Here is a 26068-nt window from a genome sequence, read left to right as displayed (position 1 = left end):
ATGAGCGACAACAGCACCCGCCCCATCGACCGCAGCCAGATGCGGGTCAGCGACGAGATCGCCATCGACATCCGCAACATGAACAAGTGGTACGGCAATTTCCACGTGCTGCGCGACATCGACCTGACCGTGCATCGGGGCGAGCGCATCGTGATCGCCGGGCCGTCGGGATCGGGCAAGTCCACCTTGATCCGCTGCATCAACCGGCTGGAGGAACACCAGTCCGGCCATATCGTCGTGGACGGGATCGAGCTGACCAACGACATCAAGAACATCGACAAGGTCCGGTCCGAGGTCGGCATGGTGTTCCAGCACTTCAACCTGTTCCCGCATCTGACGGTGCTGGAAAACTGCACGCTGGCGCCCATCTGGGTGCGCAAGGTGCCCCGCCGGCAGGCCGAGGAAACGGCCATGCGGTTTCTGGAAAAGGTCAAGATCCCCGAGCAGGCCGGGAAATATCCGGGCCAGCTGTCCGGCGGTCAGCAACAGCGCGTGGCCATCGCCCGGTCCCTGTGCATGCAGCCCAGGATCATGCTGTTCGACGAACCGACCAGTGCCCTTGACCCCGAGATGATCAAGGAGGTCCTGGACACCATGATCGAACTGGCCGAGGAGGGCATGACCATGCTGTGCGTGACGCACGAGATGGGCTTCGCCCAGGCCGTCGCGAACCGGGTGATCTTCATGGACCAGGGCCAGATCGTCGAGCAGAACGAGCCTTACGAGTTCTTCAACAATCCCAAGTCGGAACGGACCAAGCTGTTCCTGAGCCAGATCCTGGGGCACTGAAGAAGGCCGGGGGCGCTTCGCCCCCCGCTCGGGCCTGCCGGCCCCTTCTCAGCTGAAAAAGGTCCACTGGACCTTTTTCCGGGCGCTTCGAAGCCCCCGGAGGATATTTGGACAAAGGTGAAAGCCTAGCGCCGTCCGTCGAGGCGGACGAAATCCATCACGCTGCCCTGGCCGGGTTCGATCTGCGACCAGCTGTCCGCCTGGAAATCGACCACCAGCGTGGCGCCGGTGGGATAGCGGCGGAAATCGGGATCCATCGGCAGGCGCGCGGGCAGCAGCGCCGCGAATTCGGAAATGCCGGGGTTGTGGCCCAGCATCATCACCGTCGGATAGGTCGCCGTCTTCAGGACCGACAGCATCCTTTCCGGTCCCGCCTGATACAGGCCCGGCTCGATCCGCAGGACCGGGCGCACTTCAAGCGGCGCGCTGGCGATCACGGCCCAGGTTTCCTGCGTGCGGGCGGCGGACGAACACAACACCTCCTCGGGTTCGTAGCCGCGCGAGGCCATCCAGTCGCCAAGGGCCAGGGCCGAACGGCGGCCGCGGTCGTTCAGCGGGCGGTCGTGATCGGCCAGGGCCGGATCATCCCAGGCCGACTTGGCGTGGCGCGTCAGGATCAGCCGTCGATGTCCAAGCGGTGTCATGTGCAGGCAGCCCCCGTTTCAACCCGAATGTGAACGCAGCCTGCCATTCCACCGTGCATTCGGCAAGGCGATGCGTGGAATTACAGCGACACGTCCCCTTGCCGCAGTCCGCGCGGCCGGGTGCTGGGGGGCGTGGACCGGATCAGGCTGCCCGCGCCATGTTCGGTGAAGAGTTCCAGCAGGCTGGCATTGGGCACGCGCCCGTCCAGGATCACCACGGCGCGCACCCCGTCCTGCAGGGCCTTCAGCGCGGTTTCGGTCTTGGGGATCATGCCGCCTGCGATGGTGCCGTCGGCGATCATGGCGCGCACCTGGTCGGGGTGGAGCTGGGTCAGGACCTCTCCGTTCCTGTCCTTGACGCCCGCGACATCCGTCAGCAGCAGCAGCCGGTCGGCGCGCAGCGCCCCCGCGATGGCGCCCGCGGCGGTGTCGCCGTTGACGTTGAAGGTCTCGTTGTCGTTCATGCCGGTGGCGACGGGGGCGATGACCGGGATCAGCCCCGCCTTGTAAAGGTCGCGGATGATCTGGACGTTCATCTCGACCGGGCGGCCGACGAAGCCCAGTTCGGGGTCGTCCGCCTCGCAGACCATCAGGTCGTCGTCCTTGCCGCTGATGCCCACGGCGCGCCCGCCCGCGTCGTTGATGGCCTGGACGATGCGCTTGTTCACGAGGCCCGACAGCACCATTTCCACGACCTCGACCGTTTCCTTGGTGGTCACGCGCTTGCCGCGCACGAAGGTGCTTTCGATGCCCAGCCTGGCCAGCAGTTCGTTGATCATCGGCCCGCCGCCGTGGCAGACGACCGGGTTCATGCCGACCTGCTTCATCAGCACGATGTCGCGGGCGAATTCGGCCATCGCGTCGTCGTCGCCCATGGCGTTGCCGCCGAACTTCACCACGACCACCGCGCCGGAATAGCGTTGCAGATAGGGCAGGGCCTCGGAAAGGGTTCTGGCGGTGGCGGTCCAGTCACGGTTCATGTTCTGCTTTCTCATCCTTGGCCCCTGTGTGACGCGCGGACCCTAGGATGCATCGGCAGGTCAGTCCAGACGCGTTCAGTCGAGGCCGGCGATGATCGCGCGCAGGGTCGCGATGCCCTGGCCCTTGTCCGAGGATGTCACCACGATCTGCGGGAAGGCGGCGGGGTGTTTCTGCAATTCCGCCTCGACCTGGTCGATCACCGGCTGGAGGGCGTTCGGTCCCAGCTTGTCGATCTTGGTCAGCACCGCCTGGAAGGGCACGGCGGACTTGTCCAGAAGCGTCATGATCTCGTGATCCACGGGTTTCACCCCGTGGCGCGAATCGATCAGGCAGAAGGCGCGGCGCAGGGTGGGGCGGCCCGCCAGATAGTTCTTGAGCAGCGCCTGCCATTTGGCGACAATCGCGACCGGGGCCTTGGCAAAGCCGTAGCCGGGCAGGTCCACCAGATAGCCGTGGTCGCCCAGGGTGAAGTAGTTGATTTCCTGCGTGCGCCCCGGCGTGTTGGACGCCCGCGCGATGCCCTTGCGGCCGGTCAGCGCGTTGATGAGGCTGGACTTGCCCACGTTGCTGCGGCCCGCGAAGCAGACCTCGGGGCGGTCGGCGGGGGGCAGGCCGTCCATGGCGACCACGCCTTTCAGGAAATCGACGGGACCGGCGAACAGCAGGCGCGCGGCCTCGGCGGTTTCTGCGTCCGGTTCGGGGGCGACGGGGAAGGCGACCTTCATGCCGCCACCTTGTCGCCAAGCGCGATGGCGCCGCCGGTGACGACCTCGGCGAAGATGCCGAAGTCGGTGTGGCCGTAAAGGCGTTGGAGGGTTGCCAGCATGTCGATGTCCCGTTCGCCGGTGTCGGTATCGGCGCTGGTCGCGTCGCAGCGGCCGATGGGGGCGGTCACGCGCAGTTCCACGTCGCCGATGCGGATGATGTGGCCGATCAGGTCGCGTTCGGCCCAGGGGGTCCAGCCGTCCACCCACAGGTTGCCGCGCCAGCGGTGTATGCCGAGCGGCTGGCCGGTGCGGGCTTCCAGGTCGGCCAGGCTTGCCAGCGACAGGATCGAGATCCACGGCCATTTCTGGTCCGTCCAGATGGCGGCGCCGCGCACCAGGCGGGTGGGCGCGGGGGCATTGGCGGGCCACAGCGGGCGCAGCCATTCGACCAGCCGGTCGCCCTCGGTTTCCGGGTCGATCACCAGATCGGCCTGCGTCGGCTGGCGCAGCACCAGACGCCCGTCCGTCCAGCCGCCGCTAATCGCCTGCACCTGCGGCGACTGCACGCCGCGCACGAAGCAGGACTTGGGCAGCCAGCGGTCGGGTTCTCCGCCGGTCTGGCTTCCTTGCGCGTTGCGTTCACCCGCTTCGGTCAGCACCGCCCATTCCCGGTCGCCCGGCAGGCGGCGCGCCGCAGACAGGGTCACGTGGTCAAGCCCCTCGCCGCCGATCGACTTGATCGGATGGCGGCGGATATGGGCCAGGGTTGCGCTCACTTGCCGCCCTTGCGGGGACGGGCGGGGATCGCGGACTTGATGTTGCCGAACAGGTCGGGCCGGTGGCCGTGCATGGTCATGATCGTGTATTGCTGCACGCAGGTGATCAGGTTGTTGGTGATCCAGTAGAGCACCAGACCCGAGGCGAAGCCGCCCAGCATGAACATGAAGATCCAGGGCATCCAGGCGAAGATCATCTTCTGCGCGGGGTCCGCGGGCGCCGGGTTCAGCCGCTGCTGGATCCACATGCTGATGCCCAGCACGATCGCCAGCGCGGGCAGCGACAGCGAATGCAGCAGTGTGCCTTGCGCCGGGGGGGCAAAGGGCAGCAGCCCGAACAGGTTCAGCAGCGAGGACGGATCGGGCGCGGCAAGGTCGCGGATCCAGCCGACCCAAGGGGCGTGGCGCAATTCGATGGTGACGAAGATCACCTTGTAGAGCGCGAAGAAGATCGGCACCTGCAGCAGCACGGGCAGGCAACCCGCGGCGGGGTTCACCTTCTCGCGCTTGTAAAGCTCCATCATCTCCTTCTGGAACTTCATGCGGTCGTCGCCGGTGCGTTCCTTCAGCGCCTCCATCTGCGGCTGGAGTTCCTTCATCTTGGCCATCGAGATGTAGGACTTGCGCGCCAGCGGGAAGACCAGCAGCTTGAGGATGAAGGTCAGCGCGATGATCGACCAGCCCATGTTGCCGATGAAGCCGTGCAGCCAGTGCAGGACGCGGAAGATGGGTTTCGTCAGGAAGTAGAACCAGCCCCAGTCGATGGAATCGACGAACCGCTGGATGCCGGGGGTTTCCTGATAGCCGTTGATGACCTCCCACACCTTGGCGCCGGCGAACAGGTAGCTGTCGGAATTGACCTGGGTGCCGGGCGCGACGGTCTGCATCGGATAGCGGGCTTCGGTCTGGAAGATGCCCGCGCCTTCCGCGTATTTCACGACCGAGGTGAAGGCCTGGCCCGGCGCGGGGGCCAGCGTGGTCATCCAGTACTTGTCGGTGAAGCCCACCCAGCCGTTGCCCGTGACCTCGGTCACCTGGGCGCGGCCTTCGCGGTCCACGGGGTCCAGTTCGGTGATCTTGTCGTATTTCAGTTCCAGCAGCTTGCCGTCGTTCATGCCGACCGCGCCTTCGTGCAGCACGAAGAAGTTCTGCGTGTCGGGGCGGCCGTGGCGGGCGATGATGCCGTAGGGCGCGGCGGTGAAGGCCGCATCGCCGTTGTTCTGCAGGCTGTGGCCCACGGTGAACAGATAGTTCTCGTCGACCGAGAAGGTGCGGCGGAAGATCTGGCCCGCGCCGTTGTCCCAGGCCAGCGTGACGGGCTGGCCGGGGGCTAGCACCTCGCCCGATTCCACGGTCCACAGGGTTGAGGGGTTGGGCACCAGCGCCGGATCGACGCCGGGTCCGGGGGTCCAGCCATAGACGGCATAATAGGGTTTGGCCTCGCCCGTCTGGATCGCGGCCGTGGCCGAGGACGGCGACAGCAGCCGCACGTGGGGCGAGCTGTCGTCCAGCGTTTCGCGGTATTTCGTGAGCAGCAGGTCGTCGATGCGGCCACCGGCCAGAGAGATGGACCCCGACAGCGACGGCGTCTGGATCTGCACGCGGCCCGCCTGGGGCGCGGCGTCCGTGGGCGCGCCCAGGTCGGCGGGCAGGGTGCTGCTTTCCGGGTTCGCCAGCGGCACGTCCTGGGTCTGGCTTTCCACCGCGACCGGCTGTTCCGCGGGCACCGGCGGTTCGGGCGCGAAGACCGTGTACCAAACCAGGATCACCAGGAACGACAGGACCGTCGCCAGGATCAGATTGCGGTTGTTGTCTTCCATGTGCCTACCAGCCTCATCGCGTCCGTCGCGCCGCTTCAACAGAAGGGGCGCCTGAAGGTCAAGCGGATTTGGCCCAAGGACCAGCCTCCGCACAGGAGTCGCAGGCGCCTAACGCAGGCGCGGGATGTCGTCCACGGGTGCCGCAGCGTCCCCCGGGAACAGCGCGGCGAAATCGAACAGCTTCGGATCCAGCAGATGCGAGGGACGCACGTTCATCAGCGCGCGGAACATCACCTGGCGGCGGCCCGGCGTGCGCTGTTCCCATTCGTCCAGCAGGCGTTTCACCTGCACGCGCTGCAAGCCTTCCTGGCTGCCGCACAGGTCGCAGGGGATGATGGGATAGGCCATGGCCCGTGAAAACCGTTCGCAATCGGCCTCGGCCACATAGGCCAGCGGGCGCAGCACCGTCAGGTCGCCGTCTTCGTTCAAGAGCTTGGGCGGCATGGTCGCCAGCCTGCCGCCGTGGAACAGGTTCATGAAGAAAGTTTCCAGGATGTCGTCGCGGTGATGGCCCAGGACCACGGCGGAGCAGCCCTCCTCGCGCGCGATGCGGTACAGGTTGCCCCGGCGCAGGCGCGAACACAGCGAACACATGGTCCCGCCCGGCGCGATCTTGTCGGTGACGACCGAATAGGTGTCCTGGTATTCGATCCGGTGCGCGACGCCGCGTTCCGTCAGGAACCGGGGCAGCACGGTCGCCGGAAAGTTCGGCTGGCCCTGGTCGAGGTTGCAGGCCAGCAGATCGACCGGCAGCAGCCCGCGCCATTTCAATTCGTGCAGCACCGCCAGCAGGGTGTAGCTGTCCTTGCCGCCAGACAGGCAGACCAGCCAGCGGTCGCCGGGGCGGATCATGCCGTAATCCTCGATGGCCGCGCGGGTTTCGCGGACCAGCCGCTTGCGCAGCTTGCGGAACTCGGTCGAGGACGGGGCGCCCGCGAACAGCGGATGGATCTCGGTCAACTCGTCAGTGTCGTCCAGCATGGGACTGCCTTTCGTGATCGGGATCGGACCCCGGCACCGGATCATAGCCTGACCCGCCCCAGGGGTGACAGCGCCCGACGCGCCGTGCCGCCAGCCATGTGCCGCGCAATGCGCCGTGACGGGCCAGGGCGTCCAGGGCATAGGCCGAACAGGTCGGCTGGAACCGGCAGCCATGACCCACCCAGGGCGAGGCCACCAGCCGATAGCCGCGCACCGGCAGCGCCAGAAGGCGGGCCAGCGGCGTCATTTGTGGATCTTCCGCAGCGCGCCCGTCAGATCGCCGCACAGGTCGGCGAAGTCGCGGCTGACGGTCGCGTCGGGGCGGCCCACCAGCACGTAGTCCCAGCCTTGCCGCGCGCCTTGCGGCAGATGCAGCCGCGCGACTTCGCGCAGGCGCCGCTTGGCGCGGTTGCGCATCACCGCGTTGCCGATCTTCTTGGAACAGGTGAAGCCCACGCGGAACGGCAGCCCGTCGCCCCGGTCCCGCGCCTGCAGCAGAAAGCCCGGCGTGCCCTGCCGCAGCGCCCGCGCGGCCGCCAGGAAGTCGGCGCGCTTGGCGATGACGGGGGGCATGGACATGCGAAATGCCGCCGTGCCGTCATCCGTGGGTCGCGCGGGGGCAACGGCGGGATGGGGCAGGGGCGGCATGGCGAAAGCCTTTGGATCGGCGGGGGTCGCCCGCCGCAAAGGGATCAGGCCGACAGGCGCTTGCGGCCCTTGGCGCGGCGGCGGTTCAGCACCAGCTGGCCGCCTTTGGTCGCCATGCGGGCGCGAAAGCCGTGACGGCGCGCACGAACGAGGTTCGAGGGTTGAAAGGTGCGCTTCATGGTCAGTCTCCGGGTCGTGTCTTGCGGATGGCGGTTTGGCAGCGGCGGAATGGCGGAATTCCACCCTGCGCGCGAACACGCCGGTTGTTTGAAGCCCGCTGGATAGATCACGCGGCCTGCCCCGTCAACCGACAAGACGGGGGCATTTGCAGAATGTCCTTTTCTTTGCCGGCAGGAACCGGCTTATGATCACATTCGTTTGATGTGCAAACGGGGACCGCCGGGCCGAAACACGCGTATTCGACGCGATGACAATCACGAATAAATGCGACTGAATACGATCACTGGCCGATTCGCCGCCCTGACGATCATCTTCGTCATGCTGGCCGAACTGTTCATCCTGCTTCCTGCGCTGGCCAGCTTTCGCCTCGATTACCTCGAATCGCGGCTGGAACGGGCGCAGATCGCCAGCCTTGCGCTGCTGGCGACCGACGAATCGCTGGCCAGCGACCTGGAATCGGAACTGCTGCAGAATGCCGGGGTCTTCAACGTCGTCCTGCGCCGCAACGACATCCGCCAGCTGGTCCTGTCCTCGCCCATTCCCGGACCCGTGGCCCAGACCTATGACCTGCGCGAGGAAGGCGTGGCCCAGACCATCGACGACGCGATGGGCACGCTGCTCAACCGCCGGAACGAGGTGATCCGCGTCATGGGATCGCCCGTCAACGAGGCGGGCCAGCTGATCGAGATCACCATGGAAACCGCGCCCCTGCGCGCGGCGATGATCGAATACGGCGTGCGGTTGCTGCTGCTGTCGGCGGCGTTTTCCATCCTGACGGCGCTGCTTCTGAACCTGGCCGTGCAGCGGCTGGTTCTGGTGCCGATCCGGCGGGTGATCAGCCACATGGTATCCTATGCCGAGGCCCCCGAGGATCCGCGCCACATCATCACCCCCGACGCCCGGCTTGTCGAATTGCGCGATGCCGAGACGGCGATGGCATCGATGCAGAAAACCGTCACCTCGGCCCTGAAGCAGCGCGAACGGATGGCGCAGCTGGGCGAGGCGGTGGCCAAGATCAGCCACGACCTGCGCAACATCCTGACCACCGCGCAGATCTTCGCCGACCGGCTGGAGGACAGCGGCGACCCCAAGGTCCGGCGCGCCGCGCCGAAGCTGGTCAATTCCATCAGCCGGGCCGTGAACCTGTGCGAAACGACCCTGGCCTTCGGCAAGGCCGAGGAGCCTGCCCCCACGCTGTCGCGCTTTCCCTTGGCGCAGCTTGCGGCCGAGGTGATCGAGGCCGAATCCCTGGCAAGCCCGGCAGCCCAGGTCGATTTCCTGACGGACATCCCCCCGACCCTGACCATCCGCGCCGACCGCGACCAACTGTATCGCGTGCTGGCCAACCTGGCGCGCAACGCCCGCCAGGCCATCGAGGGCACCGGCCAGCCCGGCACGGTCGAGATCGGCGCGGGCGAGACGGACAGCGACTGGTGGATCCGCGTGGGCGATACCGGTCCCGGCCTGCCGGAACGGGCGCGGGAATACCTGTTCAAGCCCTTTTCGGGCAGCGTGCGCAAGGGCGGCACCGGGTTGGGGCTGACGATCGCGGCGGATCTGGTCCGGGGCCACGGCGGGCGGCTGGATCTGGTCCGCAGCGATACCGAGGGCAGCGAATTCATGATCCACATCCCCCGCGACATGGCGATCCTGCCGGCGCGGCAGGCGGTGGCGTCGCGATAAAAACAAGAGGGGCGGCGTTTTTTGCGAAACCCCTCTTGCATCCCCCGGAACGGGCGGATAGATCACCGCCCTACGACGGACCCGTAGCTCAGCTGGATAGAGCACCAGACTACGAATCTGGGGGTCGGGCGTTCGAATCGCTCCGGGTCCGCCACCTTTTCCTTCCCAATCCGATGACGGAACCACTGCCCTTCGGGGCGGTTGCATCGTGCGCTCAGAAGATGCCTGTCAGATACAGGATGATGATCACGATCACCGGCACGCCCAGCCACCAGGCGAAAAGACCCTTCATGGAAACCTCCTGATTTCGTATGCTTGGCAAGCCAACGTCAGGTGGTGTGTCGGGTTCCGGCAGGGACCGGTCTTCATGCCGGGTGCGGCATCGGCTATAGCCTTGCCATGATCTATCGCGCCACCGCCTCGGTTCTTGAACAGGGTTTTCGCCTGCGGGCCATGCTGGGCGGGCAGGGTGCGCCGCGCGAGCGGCTGGTGCTGGACCCTGTCGGTCCCGCCGACCTGTGGTTTCACGGCGCCTCCGTGGGCGAGCTGACCTCGGCCCGTCCGATCATCGCGGCGCTGGCGCAGACGCATCGGGTGCTGGTCACGGCCAACAGCCTGACCGGACGGGACATGGCGGCGGGGTGGGGGTTGCCGGCGCGGCTGGCGCCCCTGGACCTGCCGGGTGCCCTGGGCCGCTTTCTGGATCAGGCGCGGCCCCGCCTGCAGGTCACGGTCGAGGGCGAGTTCTGGCCGCTGCGGTCGCGGATGCTGGCCGACCGGGGCATCCCGCAGGCGGTGATCGGGGCGCGCATGTCGGCACGCTCGGCTTTGCGCTGGAGGCGGCTGCCGCGCCTGATCGGGCCGGTCTTGCAGCGGCTGACGGTGCTGTCGGCCCAGGATGCGGACAGCGAAGCGCGGCTTCTGGCCCTGGGCCTGCCCGGCCGGGCGGTCCTGCCCCGGCTGGATCTGAAGCTGCTGGCGCCTGCCGGGATCGCGCCGCCGCCGCCCTCTGCATCGCGTGACCGGACGGTGCTGGCGGCCTCGACCCACGAAGGAGAGGAGGCCGTGGTGCTGGACGCCTGGATGCAGGCGCGCCGCAACCACCCTGGCCTGCGGCTGATCCTGGCCATCCGCCATCCGCGGCGGGGGGACGAGGTCGCGGGTCTTCTGACGCAACGTGGCATCGCCTTTGAACGGCGATCCGCCGGGGGCACCGGGGGCGACGTGCTGCTGGCCGACACGCTGGGGGAAATGGACCGCTGGTATGCGGCGGCGGGGCTTTGCCTTGTCGGCGGGTCCCTGGCCCAGCGGGGCGGCCATACCCCGTGGGAGCCTGCGGCCCATGCCTCGGCGATCCTGCACGGGCCGCATGTGGGCAATTTCACGCAAGGCTATGCGGCGCTGGACGCGGCAGGGGCGGCGCGGCAGGTCGATGCGGCGTCGCTGGCGGACCAGCTAATCCGGCTGGCGGGCGACCCTTCGTCTGCCCGGCACATGGGACAGGCGGCGCGCCGGGTTCTGGACGACCGGGCGGGCGATCCGGCCGCGCTGATCGGGCGCTTGCGGGAACTTGCAGGCGGGCGGGGCTGACCCGATATAAGGCAAGGAAAGGAAAAGGGGTTCGTATCCATGATCCGCTATGCTTTGCGCTGCGACCAGGGCCATGATTTCGACGGCTGGTTCCGCTCGTCCGACGCGTTCGAGACGACGCGGGCGGCCGGTCACGTGGCCTGCACGCGATGCGGATCGGTGACGGTGGAAAAGTCGCTGATGGCCCCGGCAGTCCCTGCGGCGAAACAGCACGAACCCGCCATGAACCCGGTCGAGGCCGCGCTGCAGGCCCTGCGCCAGCAGGTCGAGGCGAACAGCGACTATGTCGGCCTGAAATTCGCGGACGAGGCGCGCGCGATCCACGAGGGCCGCGCCCCCACCCGCGCGATCCATGGCGAGGCCAAGCTGGAAGAAGCCCGCAAGCTGATCGAGGACGGCGTGCCGGTCGCGCCCTTGCCCTTCATCCCGCGGCAGAAGACCAACTGATCGCGACAACAATCGCGCATATCCCCTTTCCGCCCTTGCCCTTTCGCCCCCCCGCCCCTAAAAGCCGCGCCCAGCAGAAACCCTTGGCTGGAGGCCCCGCGATGCCGCTTCTGGTGATGAAATTCGGCGGCACCTCGGTTGCAGACCTTGACCGCATCCGGAACGCCGCCCTGAAGGTGCAGCGCGAGGTCGAGCGCGGCTATGACGTGATCGTCATCGTCAGCGCCATGTCCGGCAAGACCAACGAACTGGTGGGATGGGTCGAACAGACCTCGCCCCTGTTCGACGCGCGCGAATACGACGCGGTGGTCAGTTCCGGCGAGAACGTGACGGCCGGCCTGATGGCGCTGACCTTGCAGGAAATGGGCGTGCCCGCACGGTCCTGGCAGGGCTGGCAGGTGCCGATCAACACCACCGCGCAGCATTCGTCCGCACGCTTCGTGGACATTCCGCGCACGAATATCGACACGAAATTCGCCGAGGGCTTCAAGGTCGCTGTGGTCGCGGGCTTCCAGGGGCTTGGCCCGGACGGGCGCATCACCACGCTGGGCCGGGGCGGGTCGGACACCACCGCCGTCGCCTTTGCCGCGGCCTTCGCGGCCGAACGCTGCGACATCTATACCGACGTGGACGGCGTCTACACGACCGACCCGCGCATCACCACCAAGGCCCGCAAGCTGGACAAGATCGCCTTCGAGGAGATGCTGGAACTGGCCTCCCTGGGCGCCAAGGTCCTGCAGACCCGGTCGGTCGAACTGGCGATGCGCTACAAGGTGCGGCTGCGCGTGCTATCCTCGTTCGAGGACACGGACGAGAATTCCGGCACCCTGATCTGCGATGAGGAAGAAATTATGGAATCGAAAGTCGTCAACGGCGTCGCCTCCTCGCGCGACGAGGCCAAGATCACCCTGGTCACGGTCGAGGATCGGCCCGGCATTTCCGCCGCGATCTTCGCCCCCCTGGCCGAGGCGGGCGTGAACGTGGACATGATCGTCCAGAACATCTCGGAAAAGGATTACGACGACCACCCCGGTTCCGTGACCGACATGACCTTTTCCGTCCCCATCAACCAGGTGGAACGCGCCAAGCGCGCGATGGAGGAGGCGATGGCCGCGGGCCATATCGCCTATGACGAACTGGTCGTCGATACCGAGGTGGCCAAGGTGTCGGTCGTGGGCATCGGAATGCGCAGCCATGCGGGCGTGGCGGCCAAGATGTTCAAGGCGCTTGCAGACGAAAACGTCAACATCAAGGTGATCTCTACGAGCGAGATCAAGATTTCGGTGCTGATCGACCGCAAGTATATGGAATTGGCCGTGCAGGCGCTGCATGATGCCTTTGGCCTGGAAGCGGCCTGACATTCCCTGACGGCCCGCCCCTTTGCGGCGGCGGCGGGTTATCGCAAAGCAAGGCGGGCCGGCGATGCAAGACCGCAAGGACAGCGACTCTCGCAAGTTGCTGCAACGGTTGAAGGAAATCCTGGGCGCCCCTGGCGGCGGCCAGGACAGGCTTGACCAGATCACCCATCACATCGCCGATTCGATGGGAACGGATGTCTGCTCGATCTATCTGTTCCGCGATCCCAACACGCTGGAACTGTGCGCGACCGAAGGGTTGCGCCCCGAATCCGTTCACCGCACCCGCCTTCGCCTGGGCGAGGGGCTGGTGGGCCGCGTGGCCCGCACGGGGCGGCATGTGAACACCGCCGACGCGCCGTCGGAACCCGGTTTCCGCTTCATGCCCGAAACGGGCGAGGAGGTGTTCCCAAGCTTCCTGGGCGTGCCGATCCAGCGGGTCGGCGAACGGCTGGGCGTGCTGGTCGTCCAGTGCCGCGAGGCGCGGCTGTTTTCCGAGGACGAGATCTATGGTCTGGAGGTCGTGGCCATGGTGCTGGCCGAGATGACCGAGCTTGGCGCCTTCCAGGGCAGCCAATCCGACGGCATGCCGCCCAAGCACCGCTTTCCGCTGATGATCCGCGGCTCGACGGGTCAGGAAGGCGCGGCCGAGGGCCGGGTCTGGCTGCACGAGGCGCGCGTGGTCGTCACCAATCCCGTGGGCGACGATCCCGACAAGGAACTGGCGCGCCTGCACGAAGGCGTGGCGATGCTGCGCAGCACCGTGGACAAGATGGTGGCCGCCGCCGACATGGGCGGCGAGGGCGAACATACCGCCGTGCTGGAAACCTATCGCATGTTCGCCCATTCGCGCAGCTGGCTGAAGCGGATGGAGGAGGACATCCAGCTGGGCCTGTCGGCCGAGGCCGCGGTGGAAAAGGAACAGTCCGCCGCCCGCGCCCGGTTGGAGATGGCCGCCGATCCCTATCTGCGCGACCGCCTGCACGACCTGGACGACCTGTCGAACCGGCTGTTGCGGATCCTGACCGGGCAGGGCGCCGATACCGGGGCCGAGATGCCCGACAATCCCATCCTGGTCGCCCGCAACATCGGCCCGGCGGAACTGCTGGAATACGGCCGCCGGTTGCGCGGGGTCGTGCTGGAGGAAGGCTCGGTCGGCAGCCATGCCGCCATCGTCGCGCGCGCGCTGGCCATTCCGCTGGTCATCCACGCCCCCCGCATCACGACCGAGGCGCTGAACGGCGACACGATCCTGCTGGACGGGGACCAGGGCATCGTCCACCTGCGCCCCGAGGAAACCGTCCACAAGGCCTTCCTCGACAAGATCGCCATGCAGGCCGAGGCGCAGAACCGCTATGCCAGCCTGCGCACCCTGCCCGCGACGGGCACCTGCGGCACCACGATCCAGCTTTACATGAACGCGGGCCTGATGGCCGACCTGCCGTCGCTGGCAGGATCCGGGGCCGAGGGCGTGGGCCTGTTCCGCACCGAATTGCAGTTCCTGATCCGCAACCACGTCCCCCGCCGGGCCGAGCTGGCCGAGCTTTACCGCCGCGTCGTGGACAACGCCCAGGGCAAGCCGGTGATGTTCCGCACGCTGGACATCGGATCCGACAAGGTCCTGCCCTACATGAAGCCGCAGGACGAACCCAACCCCGCGATGGGCTGGCGCGCGATCCGCGTGGGCCTGGACAAGCGCGGCATCCTGCGGATGCAGTTGCAGGCGCTGATCCGGGCATCTGTCGGGCGGCCCCTGCACGTGATGTTCCCCTTTGTCGCCGACATCAGCGAATACGAGGCCGCCTATCGCATCCTGATGCAGGAACTGTCGCGCGAACAGCGCGTGGGCCATCCGATGCCCACCGACATCCGCGTGGGGGCGATGCTGGAAACCCCGTCGCTGGCCTTCGCGCCCAGGAAGTTCTTCGAGATGTGCGACTTCATCTCGATCGGCGGCAACGACCTCAAGCAGTTCTTCTTTGCCGCGGACCGGGAAAACGAACGCGTGCGGCGCCGCTATGACACCCTGAACTCCTCCTTCCTGCTGCTCTTGCGCCAGATCATCGAACGCTGCGAGGACGCGCGCGTGCCCTTGTCCTTTTGCGGCGAGGATGCGGGCCGCCCGGTCGAGGCGCTGACCTTCGCCGCCCTGGGGATCGGGCGGCTGTCGATGCGCCCGGCCTCGATCGGGCCGGTCAAGCACCTGATCCGGCGCGTCTCGATCGCGGGCCTGCGCGAGGTCATCGACGAAGGGCTGGACCGGGGCCTGCCCAACCTGCGCCAACCCGTGACGGAATGGCTGGCCAGCCAATAGGCGGAAAGGCGCGAAAACGGGCAGCAGACCCCCGCTGCCCCTTGTAAACCTGCAACCTTCCCGGGGACGCGCGGGTTCGGCTTGCGCCTTGCTGCGGCCCGGCATCCCCCTTATAGTATAACGGTTTTTGGCAACCATCACCCGATATGAAACGCCGTCAATTTCTCAACGCAGCCACCGCACTGGCCGCCGCCGGAGGCTCGTTTGCCGCCGTGCCCGCGCAGGCGCAGACCGCACCGGACCAGGCTGCGCCCGCAGGCGCGGCAGGCGACACGCCCCCCGCGCCCGCACCGACTGTCTTCGGATTCGAGGAGGTGGCGGCCCTTGCGGCGGAACGGGCGACGCGCGTTTACGAGCAGCCGGTGTCCGATCTGGTGGGCAGCTTTGCCAACCTGTCCTATGACCAGTACCGGGCGATCCGCTTCCGCCGCGACCGCGACCCCTTTGCGGGCAATCCCCGCTTCGGCATGGACCTGCTGCCGCCCGGGTCGATCTTCTACGAGCCGGTGAACATCAGCGTGGTGCGCGATGGCGTGCCGCACCGGCTGGACTTCGATCCCTCGATGCTGGACTTCGACCCCTCGCAGTTCCCCGACGGGGCGGATTTGCAGAACAAGGGGAACATGGGCTGGTCCGGCTTCCGGATGCGGACGATCCTGAACCGGCCCGGCGTGATGGACGAATTCCTGGTCTTCCAGGGCGCCACCTATTTCCGCGCCGTGGCGCGCGGCACGATCTATGGCCTGTCGGCGCGCGGGCTTGCCATCAAGACCGGCAGCCCGGATGGCGAGGAATTCCCGCTGTTCACCGACTTCTGGATCCAGGATCCTTCGGACGGGTCGGACTGGGTCCGCATCTATGCGGTGCTGGACAGCAAGTCGGTCACGGGCGCCTATCAGTTCGACATCAACCCGGGCGCGGTGTCGATGGTGCGCGTGCGCGTCGCGCTGTTCCCGCGCGTCGATCTGCAGAACACCGGGCTTGCGCCCCTGACCTCGATGTTCTGGTTCAGCCCGGCCAGCCGGCGGCAGGTGGACGATTACCGCCCCGCCGTGCATGACAGCGACGGCGTGCAGATGCACACGGGCGCGGGCCAGGCGCTGTGGCGCACGCTGGGCGCACACAAGACGTTGCAAATTTCGTCCTTCGTGGACAACAACCCGCGCGGCTTCGGCCTGATCCAGCGCAAGCGCGCCTTCGAGGATTACCAGGATTCCGAGGCGCTGTATCACCTGCGCCCCTCGGCCTGGATCCAGCCCGAGGAGAACTGGGGCGAGGGCGAGGTGCGCCTGGTCGAGATCCCCGTCGAGAACGAGTTCAACGACAACATCGTCACCTGCTGGGTTCCCAAGGAGCCGCTGGCCCGCGACAAGCGCCACGACTACAGCTATCGCCTGGGCTTCGCGCCCTTGCCCGCCAACGACCTTCCCCTGGCCCGGGTGGTGCAGGCGCGGTCCGGCCTGTCGGTCAATTCGCAGGCGGCGCGCAGCTTCATCGTCGATTTCGACCTGTCGCTGTTCGCCGACGCCTTGCCCGAATCCCAAGTCACGACCTCGGCCGGCAATATCGCCCATGCCTATCTCAAGCCCTTGCCGCACCAGGGCGTGCTGCGCCTCGCGTTCGAGTTCGAGCCTGGCGATGCCACCCTGGCCGAGTTGCAAGCCGTGCTGACCAGCCCCGAGGGTGTCGTGCAAAGCGAAACCTGGCTGGCCCGCTGGACCGCATGACCGCCATGGACCGGCCCCTTGCCCCTGCGGCCACGCTTCCCGCCACCCCGCCCGAGGCGCCCTTGGCCATGCCCGTTCAGGACTTCGGCGCGCGCCCGGCCCTGGCCTTTCCGCGCCTGCGCAACGGCTGGCGGGTCTGGGCGGCGCGGCTGGTGGCGTTCGGCGGCGCGGCGGTCATCGCCGTGGTGGGTTTCCTGCAGATGCTGCAGTCCTTCGGCGACGATCCGACGCCGATGCAATGGGCGCTGCTGGTCCTGTTCGTGCCGACCTTTGCCTGGGTGGGCTTTTCCTTCTGCGGCGTCCTGGCGGGCCTTTTCGCCCCCGACCTGACCACGCCCGAGGGGCCGAACGATGCCCGCCTGGCCGTGGTCATGCCGATCTATCACGAGGATGCGCAGAAAAGCATCGGCCTGCTGACCGCCCTGGCGCGAGAGCTTGACCGCGAGGGCATGGCCGATCGGGCCGAGATCTTCGTGCTGTCCGACAGCCGCGACCCGGTGATCGCCGTGAACGAGACGCTGGTGATCGACGCGGCCCGCAGGATGTCGCCCCTGCCGATCTGGTATCGCCGCCGCGTCACCAACGAGGATCGCAAGACCGGCAACATCAGCGACTTCATCCGCCGCTGGGGCGGGCGCTATGACCAGATGGTGGTGCTGGACGCCGACAGCATCATGACCGGCGCCACGATCCGCGCCCTGTCCGCGCGCATGAACGCCGATCCCCGGCTGGCGCTGATCCAGACCATGCCGATCCTGGTGGGGGGCGAGACGATCTTTGCCCGCCTGACCCAGTTCGCGGGCCGCGTCTATGGCCCGATGATCGCGCGCGGCGTGTCCGCCTGGTCGGGCAACACCGGCAACTTCTGGGGCCACAACGCCATCATCCGCCTGCCGGCCTTTGCCTCGGCCTGCGGGTTGCCGCGCCTGCCCGGCAAGCCACCCTTCGGAGGCACCATCCTGTCCCACGATTTCGTGGAAGCCGCCGCCCTGTGCCGGGCGGGGTGGAAGGTCCGGCTGGACCACGACCTGCGCGGCAGTTTCGAGGGCTGTCCGCCGACCCTTCTGGACATGGCCGTGCGCGAACGCCGCTGGGCGCAGGGCAACCTGCAGCATTCGCGCCTGTTCGGGATGCGCGGCGCCCGCGCCATCACGCTGGCCCATTTCACCATCGGCATCCTGGGCTTCCTGATGAGTCCCCTGTGGCTGGCCCTGATCCTGGTGGGCCTTGTCCTGTCGGCGACGGTGCTGCTGTCCACCCCCGAATATTTCCCGACCGCCTATCAGCTGTTTCCCGACTGGCCGGTCTTCGACGCCCGGCGGATGCTGTGGCTGTTCGTCGCCGCCATGGCGCTGTTGCTGCTGCCCAAGCTGATCGCGACCATCCGCGCCTGGTCGCGGCCCCTGGCGCGCAACGCGGGCGGGCCGGTGCGCATCTTCGCCAGCGCGTTGTTCGAGATCCTGCTGTCGGCCCTGATCGCGCCGGTGCAGATGCTGATCCAGACGCGCCAGATTTATGAAATCCTGCGGGGCCGCGACAGCGGCTGGAACGCCCAGGTCCGCGCCGGGTCCATGCCCGACTGGAACGTGGTGATCGCGCGGCACTGGGTGCATGTGCTGCTGGGCGTCGGCACCCTGATCGTGCTGGCGCAGTTTTCGCCCGCGCAGCTGATCTGGCTGTCGCCGATCCTGGCCGGGCTGATCCTGTCGCCCGTGACCTCGCGCTATTCCGCCAGCCCCATCTTTGGCCGCTGGGCGCGGATGCGCGGCCTTCTGGTCACGCCCGAGGAGCGCAATCCCCCCGCGATCCTGTCCGATGCCAGCGCCGTCGTGCGGTCCATGCCCCGCCCCCTGAAGGGCGCGGCGGGGCTGCTGCGGCTTGGCGGGGACGCCGGCATGATCGAGCGTCATGTCGCGCTGCTGCCCGAAAACCCCGACCTGCCGGTGGACAAGCGCCTGCACCGCATCACCGCAGGCGCCAAGATCGCCCATGCGGCCACCCGGTCCGAGGCGCTGGACTATCTGACCCGCGACGAGACCGACGCGCTGGTGTCCGACCCCGCCCTGTTGCGGCAATGGAGCGTCCTTCCCTCATGAAGCGTCTCATCGCGCTGGACATGCTGCGCGGCTACGCGCTGGTCTGCATCATGCTGGACCACATGCCGATTTCGGAACTGCGCTGGTTCACGCTGGCCAACTTCGCCATCTTCGACGCGGCGGAACTGTTCGTGCTGCTGTCGGGCTTCCTGGTCGGCATGGTCTGGCTGGCGGTCGAACGCAAGCAGGGCCTGCGCGCCGTCCAGTGGCGCTTTACCCGCCGCGCCTTCGAGGTCTGGCGCGCCCTGGTCTTTGGCGGAATGCTGATGGCGCTGGTGTCCGCAGGCCTTCTGGCGCTGGACATGGACCACACGGCGATCTGGCACCAATACGCCATCTGGGTGCTGGAAAACCCGATCGGCTTTTTCGGCGTGCTGGCGACGATGTGGCTGCAACCGAACCTGCTGGACGTGCTGGCGGTCTACGTGATCCTGCTGGCCTCGGTCCCCATCCTGGTGCCGGTGCTGATGCGCCATCCGCTCAGCTTCGCGGCGGGGTCGTTCGCGGTGTGGTGCTTTGCCCCCGTGCTGAACGCCTTCGTGCCGAACCACCGCATCGGCGGGTTGCTGTTCAACCCCTTCGGCTGGCAGATGCTGTTCTTTTCCGGCATCGCCATGGGCCTTTACCGCGAACGGATCATGCCGGTCCTGACACAGCACCGGCGGCTTCTGACGATCCTGTCGGCGGGCATGTTCCTGTTCGGCACCGCCATCGTCGTCGCCGCCAAGTTCGGCGAACCCGCGCTGCCCGTCCGCGACGCCCTGCGCCTGATCTATGGCGGAGAGGTCGGGAAATGGGACCTGGACGGCACCCGCTACATGGCGATCATGGGCGCAAGCTGGCTGGTCGCCGTGCCCCTGGCCCGCATCATGGAGCGCATGGCCGCAAGCCGCCTGGGCGTGGCCTTGCAGCAGATCGGCCGGGGCGGGCTGTTTTCCTTTCTGGCCTGCGTGCTGCTGTCGGTCCTAGGCGACGCCTTCCAGATGAACCCCCCGGGCCAGGGCATCGCTCGCCGCATGGCCGTCGATGTCTGGGCGATGCTGACGCTGTGGTGGATTTCCGCGCTGTGGCTGCGCCATGGCGCGCCCTGGCAGATGTCGATCACCCTGCGGCGCCAGGCCAAGGGCTGAGCGGAACGGCACATTTCGGGGAAAGGTGGAGGCGGGTACCGGAATCGAACCGGTCTTCACGGATTTGCAATCCGCTGCGTAACCTCTCCGCCAACCCGCCGGAGCCTCGCGTTTGCTAAGGTTTTCGGTTGAGGGGGTCAAGGGGGTTATCACTCCTGTTATCACTTTCACGTTCTGGCCCTGTTCTGTTCTGCGTCAGGACCGCTTGGCACGGGCTTGCTTCGCCCGCATGATCTGCCGGGCTTCCCCGGCATACTTGCGCACCATGGTCTTGGTGCTGTGACCGCTGTAGGACATGATTTCGTCATCGTCGCAGCCAGCCCAGGCCAGTTCCATCACGCCGCGATAGCGCAGCGCGTGAAGATCGTAGGTTTCCAGGTTGAGCCGCCGCCGCTCGGCCAGCATCACCTCGGCCATGCGCCGATAATCCATGCGGCTGCCGTCCTGCTTGGTGATGATGTAGCGACCGGGCAGGGGCGCGAAGGGCAGGGCTGATTTCGCCGTGTCCAGAGCGGCCTTCAATGCAATGGTGCAGGGCAGGACCAGGGCCACGTCGGTCTTGTTCTGGCGCAGGCGCAGCGTTCCGTCACCTGCCGGATCATAGTCGCCCCAGGTGAAGCCTACCCAATCGCTAGGTCGCTGGACGCTGCCCACGCCGATCTCGAAGATCAGCCGTTCAAGCGGTCCAGCCTCGGCCCGCCACTTGTTGACGGCTGCATCGGGCCACGGGATATGCGGTTGCTGCCGGTTCTTCGGAACGGCTAGGCGCTCGATGCCCTTCGCCGGGTTCTCGTTCAACCAGCGCCGCCGAATCACCTCTTTGGCGATCATGCTGATGGCGACAGGCAGGTAGTTGGCAAAGCGGACGCGATGCTTGTTCTTGTCCATCGCCTCGTAAATATCGGCCTGCGTGAGCCGGGACACGTCGCGCTTGCCAATCTTGTCGATCAGGTAGGTCAGCACGGGTTCAAGGTCTTGCCGGTAACGGACGGACTTCCCAGCCCAACGATCCGACTCGCGCAGGATTTGGATCGCCGCAGCCCAGGAACGCTTGGCCTCGGCTTTCTTGCCGGTCATCACTTCCCAATACTGGCGGTCGAATTCTTCGGTGCCTTCCGGTGCCGTGAAGCGGTGCAGGTATTTGCCGCCCTTGCGGAAATAGAGGAAGCCCTGCTTGACCTCGCACACGTAGGGCTTGCGGCCTGTTTTTCTCATGACCAGTCTATTCCTCCATCGACAGCTTCGCCCCGCCCGATGGCGCGCAGTTCGTCTGTATTCCAGCGGATCACGCCAGGGGCGATCTCACGACCGCGCGGCAAATGCCCATCCGCAACCAGCGCGCAAAACTCGCAGGGCTTCAAATCCAGAAGCGATGCAGAAGTCTTTTCGTTGGCCCAGAGGGGCAATGCCTTGATCATGTCGATCAGTCCTCGGCGTCGTCGGGGTGGACATAGCGCGCCGCCAGCTTGTTAAACTGGTGGGCGATGTTGCTATGGACCGGACGCAGATCCAGCGTCTCGATGCCAATCGGTTGCGTCCCGCCCAAGGTGAAGCTGACCAGTGAACCTACTTGGTCAGGCGCTACCACCCAGCGGCGGCGAAAGGCGTCACGGACCAGGGCCACTTCTTGCAGATCGGGGTTATGGCGCATCACCTCGACCAGTTGGCAGGCCAGATCGCCCGCCTTGGCCGGGGGAAGCCCTTCATCGGTCAGTTGGCCATACAGCCACAGGCCGAACACATCGCGCGCGGTGAAAATGCGAGTGCGGCCATCGACTACTGGGGCGCAGGGATAATCCCCTCGGGCCACGGCTTCGTTGAAACGCTGCTTGTTCACGAAAGCGACCTCGCAGGCGTAAGTGCTGGACATGGTGGGTTCGATATTCATAGCTATCTCCATCTATTGCCTTAACAATAGATCGGATTGATTGCCGTGGCAATAGGTTTTCCATGTGTTTCGCCCGCAACCGGCGGGATCGCGGGCGATGCACATCATGCGACTTTCTCGGCAATCGGGGTATTGCGCCGCTCATCAAGCCATCGGGTAAAATCGTTGATTCGCCGCGTTCGCCACCCTTTCGACTTGGTGTTCGTTACTGTGACGATGGTATAGAGCAGGACTGACTTCTCGGTTTCGTCCAGCAACTCCATGATCTCCTCGAAGTGCTTTTCTTTCTCCTCCCGCGTCATGCCCGCCCCCGCAACGCCGCATTGTGCGCTTCCAGGACCAGCGACTTCTCGTCGCCAAGCCAAACCCAATCAATCGACATGCCGTTCAGGGCGCAGAACGTCAGGAACTCGGTGCTGAACGTCCAGCCGTCGCCCTGATCCTCCAGGATCGTTTCGGGCGGGGTTGTGCCGGTCCACTCTGCAAACAGCGCCATGCGGTCCATCATGCCAGCAGGGTAAGGGGTATTGTTCGCGCGAACGCGTTCGATGATCGTCATCATTTCCTCCAAGGGTTAGGCCGTCGCGGCCTCTTGACGCTCCATCCGTTCGCGGACGGCGCGGATCACTTCGCTGTTCTGGCTCGAACCATTGAGCCGGGCTTGTTCCGACAGCCACGCTTTCACATCGGCGGGGAAGCGGATCGGCAGTTGCTTCATTTCTGACATGGCGGTCCTCGATACCAGCACAATGCTATAACAGCATAGTGCTGGTATTGCGTCAATGCTAAAAAGTAGCATTGTGCTGGCATGTGATAGCGTGGGGACTACATGTCTAAGCCGCCAGCCCGTGAGCAGGCCCAGGTCAACATTCGGATGCCTGATGATCTGCGCGACCGGATCAAGGCCGCCGCAGATGCAAACAACCGCAGCATGAACGCTGAAATCGTCGCGGCGCTAGAAGATAAATTTCCCGCACCCACACCCGTTCAAATGACTGTCCATGACATGTTCCAGTATCTTCAAGCAGCGCCAACACGCGCGGAGAGGCTTGCTAGGCTGGACGAAGTAAACCGGCTGATTGCGGACATGCTTCCTGAACTTGAACCGCGTTTTGAACAAAAGCGGCCAGGTCATATGCGCCTTCACTTCGGAAAATCTCCAGACGACAAGTAAGCAGGCACCGGGATATTCTGAGGAAGCGGGGCCGGTGCGCCATCCCGACGCCCCCGGCCCCTTGCCCAGACGCGGGCCATGGCACTTGCTCGTGCCGCGTTGGCGGCCCCCGATCTGCATCGTGGCAGCCTGCGCCGCGCCCCCATGGAAGAAGGGGCCGCGCCGTGACGGGGTTTTCGGCATGTCGGACGCCGGGCACTCGCCGTCTGATCCCAGATGCTTTGCGGTGAAGACGCTCGAAAGCCCGCAGGGCGCATCCCGGCCCTATCTCGTCAATCCGCCCAGTCGATGAAGGTCAGCGCGTCCTTCACGGTCGCATCGTCAAGCCCGGCCTCCTTGGCCTGCGCCATCGCCTGCATCATCGTGCCAAGCGCCCGCGCCTTGCCGCCGTGGTCAAAGGCTTGCATCGGTCGCACAACGTCGATTTTTACGGCCAGCCCGAATTTCTCGCTGGCTTCCTCGGCCATGAGATTGGCGACGGGTTGCAGCACCAGCTGCGCAAGGTGCCGCTGCGCCTCGCGGACCATCGGTCCGGTCGTGGCGGGGTTGTGCAGGCCGGGCAGGACGCCGAACGTGCCAAAGATTGCGCCTTTCGCATCAGTCAGCAGCCGGTCGGCCAAGGTGCGGGACAAATCCGGGGAAAGCTGATCCGGTGACTTGCCGATGTTCGGGTTCATGCCCGCCGCCGTCGCCTGCGCCACGCCCTCGATCACCAGAGCCTGCCCGCGCCTGCCACGGAAGCCCCGCCGCAGCGCCTCCATATCCTCGGCTGATCCTTCAGGCACGGGCACGATCAGGCTGCCAATAGGCGAGTCCTGGTAAACGTCGCGCAACGCGGTTTCGATGGCTTCCAGCAGCTGCGCCGACAGCTTGGCACGGGCCAGAGGTGCAGAGCCTGCCCAGGGGGTGACAGCATCGCAGCCAATGCGGAAGTGCAGCACCTCGCCTGCCAGGACGGTTTCATTCCGCCCGCCGCCGATTTCAGGCAGTCCCACGCGATAGGCGCGGGGTTGGCCGTAGCGGGTGCTGATGTCCCAATCGGTCGCCGGGATCAGCCTATCACGGATCAGGAACAGGCATTCGCCCCGTAGGGCCAGAGCGCGGGCCGTGATAGCCATGCTGCGCCGGTCCAGCAGGTCGGTGCCGGTCACATCGGCCAGCGACAGGCCGCTTTCCCAGAGAGAAACGGAAGTCTGCACAGCCGCCGTTACCTCGGCCAGGCCGGATGCGCCGGAAATCCACGCTTCGCGCGCTGCCATGAGGCTGGCGGTATAGCCCGGCTGGATGGCACGGGTTTCGGGAACGTCTACGCGCGTAGACCGCCGGAACAGGTTCAGCAGGCCCATCAGACCCTCCAACGGTTCAGGTGATAGACCGGGCCGCGATAGGGCAGCCGGTCCCAATGGGTTTCCCATGCCCGCGCCTCGATCTGCGCCGAAGGATAGGCGGGCCGGGTGACAGCCGATATTTCAAACAGCGCCGCTTTGGTGATGGTGCGCAGGACGCCAGCCCCGCGCCGCTCGATCCGTTCACCGTCCGGGGTGACGCGGAAGCCAGGGGACAGGCCGCGGATCAGCCCGCTTGCATGGGCTGCCAGGAAGTCGCGCGCCCAGGTCGTGCCGCCGTCAATCTCGGCCTCGATCATCAGCGCGTCGTCGCTATCGCGCAGGGACAGGTTGCCCGCCGTGGTGGATGCCAGCGGGCGGTTGTAGTCGTGACCGGACAGCAGGTGGATTTCGCCGCCTGCCTCGATCCGGTCAGCGAAGGCGCGCGGGGCGATGACTTCACGCCGCCCCGGTGCCAGTTCGGTTTCCGCCCCATAGGGGAACGTCGCCCGCAGGCGGGTTGCCCCGCCATCGCTGCGCAGTTCCAGTGCGCCGAGAGACGCCCCCCACAGCATCAGGGCGCCCCGATGCCGGTCAGGATGCGGGTTTGCGCGCCGCGCGGGACGGTGAAGTCAGCCGTCACAAGCGCGGTCAGCACCAGCTGGCCCGATGCCGCCTTGGTATAGGGATCCCGGATCAGGTCAACGCCGCCCCAGATGCCCAGATAGCCGGGGGCCACGCCCTGCACGGTGGCGGTCAGGATCGCGGTCCTGTCGGGGATGACATTGCTGATTGCCGGGGTGCCAACCTGCTTGGTCAGCCGGTCCCATTCCGAAACAGCCGTGCCGGTGATCAGCGCCGCGTCCAGTTCCGCCCAGATCGCCGGATCGAAGGCCAGCTTCACCTGGTCGGGCGCGGTGATCTGGTTGCCGTCCATGAAGGCCACCAGCTGCGCCCGGAACGCCGCCCAGGTCGCGGTCGCGCCAACGGCGGTCGCGGTGATGCCGTAGGTGGCAGCGCCCGGAATGATGCCCAGGGGCTGGCCCGCCGCGCCGCTGCCGCTGATCACCACGCGGTCGAGTTCCGCGCCGATCACCGCGTTCATGTCGCGCCGGATCGCCTGTTCCAACCCTTCGCCCGCCTGTTTCAGCGCCTTGCGGCTGATGACCATCTGCGCGCCGCCGGTGTGATCGGGGGCCAGGCTGCGTTCGGTCGTGGCAAAGGCTTGCTGCGCCCCCACGTTGCCAAGTTCGGTCGTCTGCCAGCCAAAGACAGCGCCAGCGGTCGCCACGGGAAAGGCCAGTTCGCCCGCCGTGATGTTGATGCGCTGGACGCCCAGGCGTTCGGCCACGCTGTTCGGGAAGATCCGGTCGATGATGGGACGGATGGTCTTGGGGTTCGGAACGCCCGCCGCGACGGTTTCGCCCGCACGGGTTTCCAGAGCCGCCAGCGGGACCGGGATGCCCTGATAGCCGCCCTTGGCGCGCAGTTCCTGCACCACCTCGGCAGTTGCGCCCGAAAGCGCCCGGCCTTCGTCCAGGGACAGGGCCACCTGCCGCAGTTCAAAGCGCCCGATCAGTTCCGCGAATTCACGGTCGGAGCGCGTTTCCAGATCGGCCCCGGCTTCGCGCCGTTCCTGATCCTCGGCCACCAGGGCAGCCCGGAACCGTGTTTCGTTGGTCCGGTATTCCTGATCCATGCTTTCCATGGAACGGGTTTCGTCCTCGGTCGGGCTTTCCTTGCCGACCAGGCCCGCCAATGCCTGCCGGATTTCCGACTGGCGACGGGCGATCTTCACAGAGTCCAGCATTTG

28 protein-coding genes and 2 tRNA genes are annotated in these 26068 nt (G+C 66.5%); 11 read left to right on the top strand and 19 right to left on the bottom strand.

The genetic code is table 11. The features are described 5' to 3' along the window. Complete coding sequence (locus tag GIY56_RS03205) at positions 1–789, top strand: amino acid ABC transporter ATP-binding protein (protein ID WP_154763352.1); 789 nt, start codon at positions 1–3, stop codon at positions 787–789. A 125-nt stretch (positions 790–914) separates the two neighbouring features. Here the strand turns inward: GIY56_RS03205 and GIY56_RS03200 are convergent, their stop codons facing one another. From GIY56_RS03200 to rpmH, 9 genes are all read right to left on the bottom strand, one after another. Further along, positions 915–1433, bottom strand: coding sequence for a SixA phosphatase family protein (locus tag GIY56_RS03200; protein WP_154763351.1), 519 nt, complete (start codon positions 1431–1433; stop codon positions 915–917). 80 nt (positions 1434–1513) lie between these two features. Further along, on the bottom strand, positions 1514–2413 hold the full coding sequence (argB, locus tag GIY56_RS03195; RefSeq protein ID WP_154763423.1) for an acetylglutamate kinase: 900 nt from the start codon (positions 2411–2413) through the stop codon (positions 1514–1516). A 75-nt stretch (positions 2414–2488) separates the two neighbouring features. Beyond that, complete coding sequence (gene yihA, locus GIY56_RS03190; RefSeq protein ID WP_154763350.1) at positions 2489–3139, bottom strand: ribosome biogenesis GTP-binding protein YihA/YsxC; 651 nt, start codon at positions 3137–3139, stop codon at positions 2489–2491. Further along, positions 3136–3897: an MOSC domain-containing protein gene (locus GIY56_RS03185; protein ID WP_328288415.1), complete on the bottom strand. Its 762-nt coding sequence runs from the start codon at positions 3895–3897 to the stop codon at positions 3136–3138. Before GIY56_RS03185 ends, yihA begins: the two co-directional genes overlap by 4 nt. Continuing rightward, complete coding sequence (gene yidC, locus GIY56_RS03180; protein ID WP_154763349.1) at positions 3894–5717, bottom strand: membrane protein insertase YidC; 1824 nt, start codon at positions 5715–5717, stop codon at positions 3894–3896. Before yidC ends, GIY56_RS03185 begins: the two co-directional genes overlap by 4 nt. A 108-nt stretch (positions 5718–5825) precedes the next feature. After that, entirely contained in the window at positions 5826–6698 is an 873-nt protein-coding gene (gene ttcA / locus GIY56_RS03175; RefSeq protein ID WP_154763348.1) for a tRNA 2-thiocytidine(32) synthetase TtcA, read from the bottom strand. Further along, positions 6682–6945, bottom strand: a complete 264-nt coding sequence (gene yidD, locus GIY56_RS03170; RefSeq protein WP_154763347.1) for a membrane protein insertion efficiency factor YidD — start codon at positions 6943–6945, stop codon at positions 6682–6684. Before yidD ends, ttcA begins: the two co-directional genes overlap by 17 nt. Beyond that, positions 6942–7346: a ribonuclease P protein component gene (gene rnpA / locus GIY56_RS03165; RefSeq protein WP_154763346.1), complete on the bottom strand. Its 405-nt coding sequence runs from the start codon at positions 7344–7346 to the stop codon at positions 6942–6944. The genes yidD and rnpA overlap by 4 nt, the downstream gene beginning before the upstream one ends. A gap of 44 nt (positions 7347–7390) precedes the next feature. Continuing rightward, positions 7391–7525, bottom strand: a complete 135-nt coding sequence (gene rpmH, locus GIY56_RS03160) for a 50S ribosomal protein L34 (RefSeq protein ID WP_089386361.1) — start codon at positions 7523–7525, stop codon at positions 7391–7393. A 265-nt stretch (positions 7526–7790) separates the two neighbouring features. Here rpmH and GIY56_RS03155 point away from each other — a divergent pair, with 265 nt between their 5' ends. The 9 genes from GIY56_RS03155 (at position 7791) to opgC (ending at position 19868) form a co-directional block, all read left to right on the top strand. Further along, the gene (locus GIY56_RS03155) at positions 7791–9209 is read left to right on the top strand and encodes a sensor histidine kinase (protein WP_154763345.1); all 1419 of its coding nucleotides are present in this window, start codon (positions 7791–7793) and stop codon (positions 9207–9209) included. Positions 9210–9286: 77 nt separating this feature from the next. Then, positions 9287–9363, top strand: a tRNA-Arg gene (locus GIY56_RS03150). A gap of 245 nt (positions 9364–9608) precedes the next feature. Further along, a complete protein-coding gene (locus tag GIY56_RS03145) occupies positions 9609–10799 on the top strand; it encodes a 3-deoxy-D-manno-octulosonic acid transferase (protein WP_154763344.1) in 1191 nt (396 codons plus the stop codon). A gap of 39 nt (positions 10800–10838) precedes the next feature. Then, entirely contained in the window at positions 10839–11246 is a 408-nt protein-coding gene (locus GIY56_RS03140; RefSeq protein ID WP_154763343.1) for a DUF1178 family protein, read from the top strand. A gap of 101 nt (positions 11247–11347) precedes the next feature. Then, a complete protein-coding gene (locus GIY56_RS03135; protein WP_154763342.1) occupies positions 11348–12604 on the top strand; it encodes an aspartate kinase in 1257 nt (418 codons plus the stop codon). A gap of 64 nt (positions 12605–12668) precedes the next feature. Next, a complete protein-coding gene (ptsP, locus tag GIY56_RS03130) occupies positions 12669–14915 on the top strand; it encodes a phosphoenolpyruvate--protein phosphotransferase (RefSeq protein WP_154763341.1) in 2247 nt (748 codons plus the stop codon). Positions 14916–15061: 146 nt separating this feature from the next. Continuing rightward, positions 15062–16642, top strand: a complete 1581-nt coding sequence (locus GIY56_RS03125; protein ID WP_154763340.1) for a glucan biosynthesis protein — start codon at positions 15062–15064, stop codon at positions 16640–16642. Next, positions 16639–18738 (top strand): glucans biosynthesis glucosyltransferase MdoH, encoded by a 2100-nt coding sequence (gene mdoH, locus GIY56_RS03120; RefSeq protein ID WP_154763339.1) that lies wholly within the window; start codon positions 16639–16641, stop codon positions 18736–18738. The genes GIY56_RS03125 and mdoH overlap by 4 nt, the downstream gene beginning before the upstream one ends. Then, positions 18735–19868, top strand: a complete 1134-nt coding sequence (opgC, locus tag GIY56_RS03115) for an OpgC domain-containing protein (protein ID WP_154763338.1) — start codon at positions 18735–18737, stop codon at positions 19866–19868. The genes mdoH and opgC overlap by 4 nt, the downstream gene beginning before the upstream one ends. Before the next feature lie 26 nt (positions 19869–19894). Here opgC and GIY56_RS03110 read toward each other — a convergent pair. From GIY56_RS03110 to GIY56_RS03080, 7 genes are all read right to left on the bottom strand, one after another. After that, positions 19895–19968 (bottom strand) — tRNA-Cys (locus GIY56_RS03110). A gap of 95 nt (positions 19969–20063) precedes the next feature. Continuing rightward, complete coding sequence (locus tag GIY56_RS03105) at positions 20064–21083, bottom strand: tyrosine-type recombinase/integrase (RefSeq protein ID WP_154763337.1); 1020 nt, start codon at positions 21081–21083, stop codon at positions 20064–20066. Beyond that, complete coding sequence (locus GIY56_RS03100; protein ID WP_154763336.1) at positions 21080–21286, bottom strand: hypothetical protein; 207 nt, start codon at positions 21284–21286, stop codon at positions 21080–21082. The genes GIY56_RS03105 and GIY56_RS03100 overlap by 4 nt, the downstream gene beginning before the upstream one ends. Before the next feature lie 5 nt (positions 21287–21291). Then, a complete protein-coding gene (locus tag GIY56_RS03095) occupies positions 21292–21756 on the bottom strand; it encodes a hypothetical protein (protein WP_154763335.1) in 465 nt (154 codons plus the stop codon). Between the two features lie 104 nt (positions 21757–21860). After that, on the bottom strand, positions 21861–22058 hold the full coding sequence (locus GIY56_RS03090) for a hypothetical protein (protein WP_154763334.1): 198 nt from the start codon (positions 22056–22058) through the stop codon (positions 21861–21863). Continuing rightward, positions 22055–22315: a hypothetical protein gene (locus tag GIY56_RS03085; RefSeq protein ID WP_154763333.1), complete on the bottom strand. Its 261-nt coding sequence runs from the start codon at positions 22313–22315 to the stop codon at positions 22055–22057. The genes GIY56_RS03090 and GIY56_RS03085 overlap by 4 nt, the downstream gene beginning before the upstream one ends. A 15-nt stretch (positions 22316–22330) precedes the next feature. After that, positions 22331–22483 (bottom strand): Arc family DNA-binding protein, encoded by a 153-nt coding sequence (locus GIY56_RS03080; RefSeq protein ID WP_154763332.1) that lies wholly within the window; start codon positions 22481–22483, stop codon positions 22331–22333. Positions 22484–22585: 102 nt separating this feature from the next. On the opposite strand from GIY56_RS03080, the gene GIY56_RS03075 reads away from it, so the two are divergent. Beyond that, a complete protein-coding gene (locus GIY56_RS03075; RefSeq protein WP_154763331.1) occupies positions 22586–22930 on the top strand; it encodes an Arc family DNA-binding protein in 345 nt (114 codons plus the stop codon). Between the two features lie 272 nt (positions 22931–23202). On the opposite strand, the gene GIY56_RS03070 is transcribed toward GIY56_RS03075, so the two are convergent. Genes GIY56_RS03070 through GIY56_RS03060 form a run of 3 tightly spaced genes read right to left on the bottom strand, consistent with a single transcriptional unit; the run spans position 23203 to position 26065 of the window. Continuing rightward, positions 23203–24276: a hypothetical protein gene (locus tag GIY56_RS03070; protein ID WP_154763330.1), complete on the bottom strand. Its 1074-nt coding sequence runs from the start codon at positions 24274–24276 to the stop codon at positions 23203–23205. Continuing rightward, positions 24276–24830, bottom strand: a complete 555-nt coding sequence (locus GIY56_RS03065; protein WP_154763329.1) for an HK97 family phage prohead protease — start codon at positions 24828–24830, stop codon at positions 24276–24278. The genes GIY56_RS03070 and GIY56_RS03065 overlap by 1 nt, the downstream gene beginning before the upstream one ends. Next, positions 24830–26065 carry a phage major capsid protein gene (locus GIY56_RS03060; RefSeq protein ID WP_154763328.1) on the bottom strand — a complete coding sequence of 412 codons (1236 nt, stop codon included), beginning with the start codon at positions 26063–26065 and terminating at the stop codon, positions 24830–24832. The genes GIY56_RS03065 and GIY56_RS03060 overlap by 1 nt, the downstream gene beginning before the upstream one ends. Positions 26066–26068: the final 3 nt, after the last annotated feature.

The organism is Paracoccus lichenicola (assembly GCF_009708075.1).
GTDB classification, from domain to species: domain Bacteria; phylum Pseudomonadota; class Alphaproteobacteria; order Rhodobacterales; family Rhodobacteraceae; genus Paracoccus; species Paracoccus lichenicola.
This window is presented reverse-complemented; position numbering and strand designations above follow the sequence as displayed.

Coding starts and splice junctions, on each gene's coding strand:
- GIY56_RS03205 (WP_154763352.1), top strand. CDS start 1: ATGAGCGACAACAGCACCCGCCCCATCGACCGCAGCCAGATGCGGGTC.
- GIY56_RS03135 (WP_154763342.1), top strand. CDS start 11,348: ATGCCGCTTCTGGTGATGAAATTCGGCGGCACCTCGGTTGCAGACCTT.
- opgC (WP_154763338.1), top strand. CDS start 18,735: ATGAAGCGTCTCATCGCGCTGGACATGCTGCGCGGCTACGCGCTGGTC.
- argB (WP_154763423.1), bottom strand. CDS start 2,413: ATGAACCGTGACTGGACCGCCACCGCCAGAACCCTTTCCGAGGCCCTG.
- GIY56_RS03065 (WP_154763329.1), bottom strand. CDS start 24,830: ATGCTGTGGGGGGCGTCTCTCGGCGCACTGGAACTGCGCAGCGATGGC.
- yihA (WP_154763350.1), bottom strand. CDS start 3,139: ATGAAGGTCGCCTTCCCCGTCGCCCCCGAACCGGACGCAGAAACCGCC.
- rnpA (WP_154763346.1), bottom strand. CDS start 7,346: ATGCCGCCCCTGCCCCATCCCGCCGTTGCCCCCGCGCGACCCACGGAT.
- GIY56_RS03085 (WP_154763333.1), bottom strand. CDS start 22,315: ATGACGATCATCGAACGCGTTCGCGCGAACAATACCCCTTACCCTGCT.
- yidC (WP_154763349.1), bottom strand. CDS start 5,717: ATGGAAGACAACAACCGCAATCTGATCCTGGCGACGGTCCTGTCGTTC.
- GIY56_RS03095 (WP_154763335.1), bottom strand. CDS start 21,756: ATGAATATCGAACCCACCATGTCCAGCACTTACGCCTGCGAGGTCGCT.
- GIY56_RS03075 (WP_154763331.1), top strand. CDS start 22,586: ATGTCTAAGCCGCCAGCCCGTGAGCAGGCCCAGGTCAACATTCGGATG.
- GIY56_RS03145 (WP_154763344.1), top strand. CDS start 9,609: ATGATCTATCGCGCCACCGCCTCGGTTCTTGAACAGGGTTTTCGCCTG.
- GIY56_RS03155 (WP_154763345.1), top strand. CDS start 7,791: ATGCGACTGAATACGATCACTGGCCGATTCGCCGCCCTGACGATCATC.
- rpmH (WP_089386361.1), bottom strand. CDS start 7,525: ATGAAGCGCACCTTTCAACCCTCGAACCTCGTTCGTGCGCGCCGTCAC.
- GIY56_RS03090 (WP_154763334.1), bottom strand. CDS start 22,058: ATGACGCGGGAGGAGAAAGAAAAGCACTTCGAGGAGATCATGGAGTTG.
- GIY56_RS03100 (WP_154763336.1), bottom strand. CDS start 21,286: ATGATCAAGGCATTGCCCCTCTGGGCCAACGAAAAGACTTCTGCATCG.
- ttcA (WP_154763348.1), bottom strand. CDS start 6,698: ATGCTGGACGACACTGACGAGTTGACCGAGATCCATCCGCTGTTCGCG.
- GIY56_RS03125 (WP_154763340.1), top strand. CDS start 15,062: ATGAAACGCCGTCAATTTCTCAACGCAGCCACCGCACTGGCCGCCGCC.
- mdoH (WP_154763339.1), top strand. CDS start 16,639: ATGACCGCCATGGACCGGCCCCTTGCCCCTGCGGCCACGCTTCCCGCC.
- GIY56_RS03105 (WP_154763337.1), bottom strand. CDS start 21,083: ATGAGAAAAACAGGCCGCAAGCCCTACGTGTGCGAGGTCAAGCAGGGC.
- GIY56_RS03080 (WP_154763332.1), bottom strand. CDS start 22,483: ATGTCAGAAATGAAGCAACTGCCGATCCGCTTCCCCGCCGATGTGAAA.
- GIY56_RS03200 (WP_154763351.1), bottom strand. CDS start 1,433: ATGACACCGCTTGGACATCGACGGCTGATCCTGACGCGCCACGCCAAG.
- GIY56_RS03140 (WP_154763343.1), top strand. CDS start 10,839: ATGATCCGCTATGCTTTGCGCTGCGACCAGGGCCATGATTTCGACGGC.
- ptsP (WP_154763341.1), top strand. CDS start 12,669: ATGCAAGACCGCAAGGACAGCGACTCTCGCAAGTTGCTGCAACGGTTG.
- GIY56_RS03060 (WP_154763328.1), bottom strand. CDS start 26,065: ATGCTGGACTCTGTGAAGATCGCCCGTCGCCAGTCGGAAATCCGGCAG.
- yidD (WP_154763347.1), bottom strand. CDS start 6,945: ATGACGCCGCTGGCCCGCCTTCTGGCGCTGCCGGTGCGCGGCTATCGG.
- GIY56_RS03070 (WP_154763330.1), bottom strand. CDS start 24,276: ATGGGCCTGCTGAACCTGTTCCGGCGGTCTACGCGCGTAGACGTTCCC.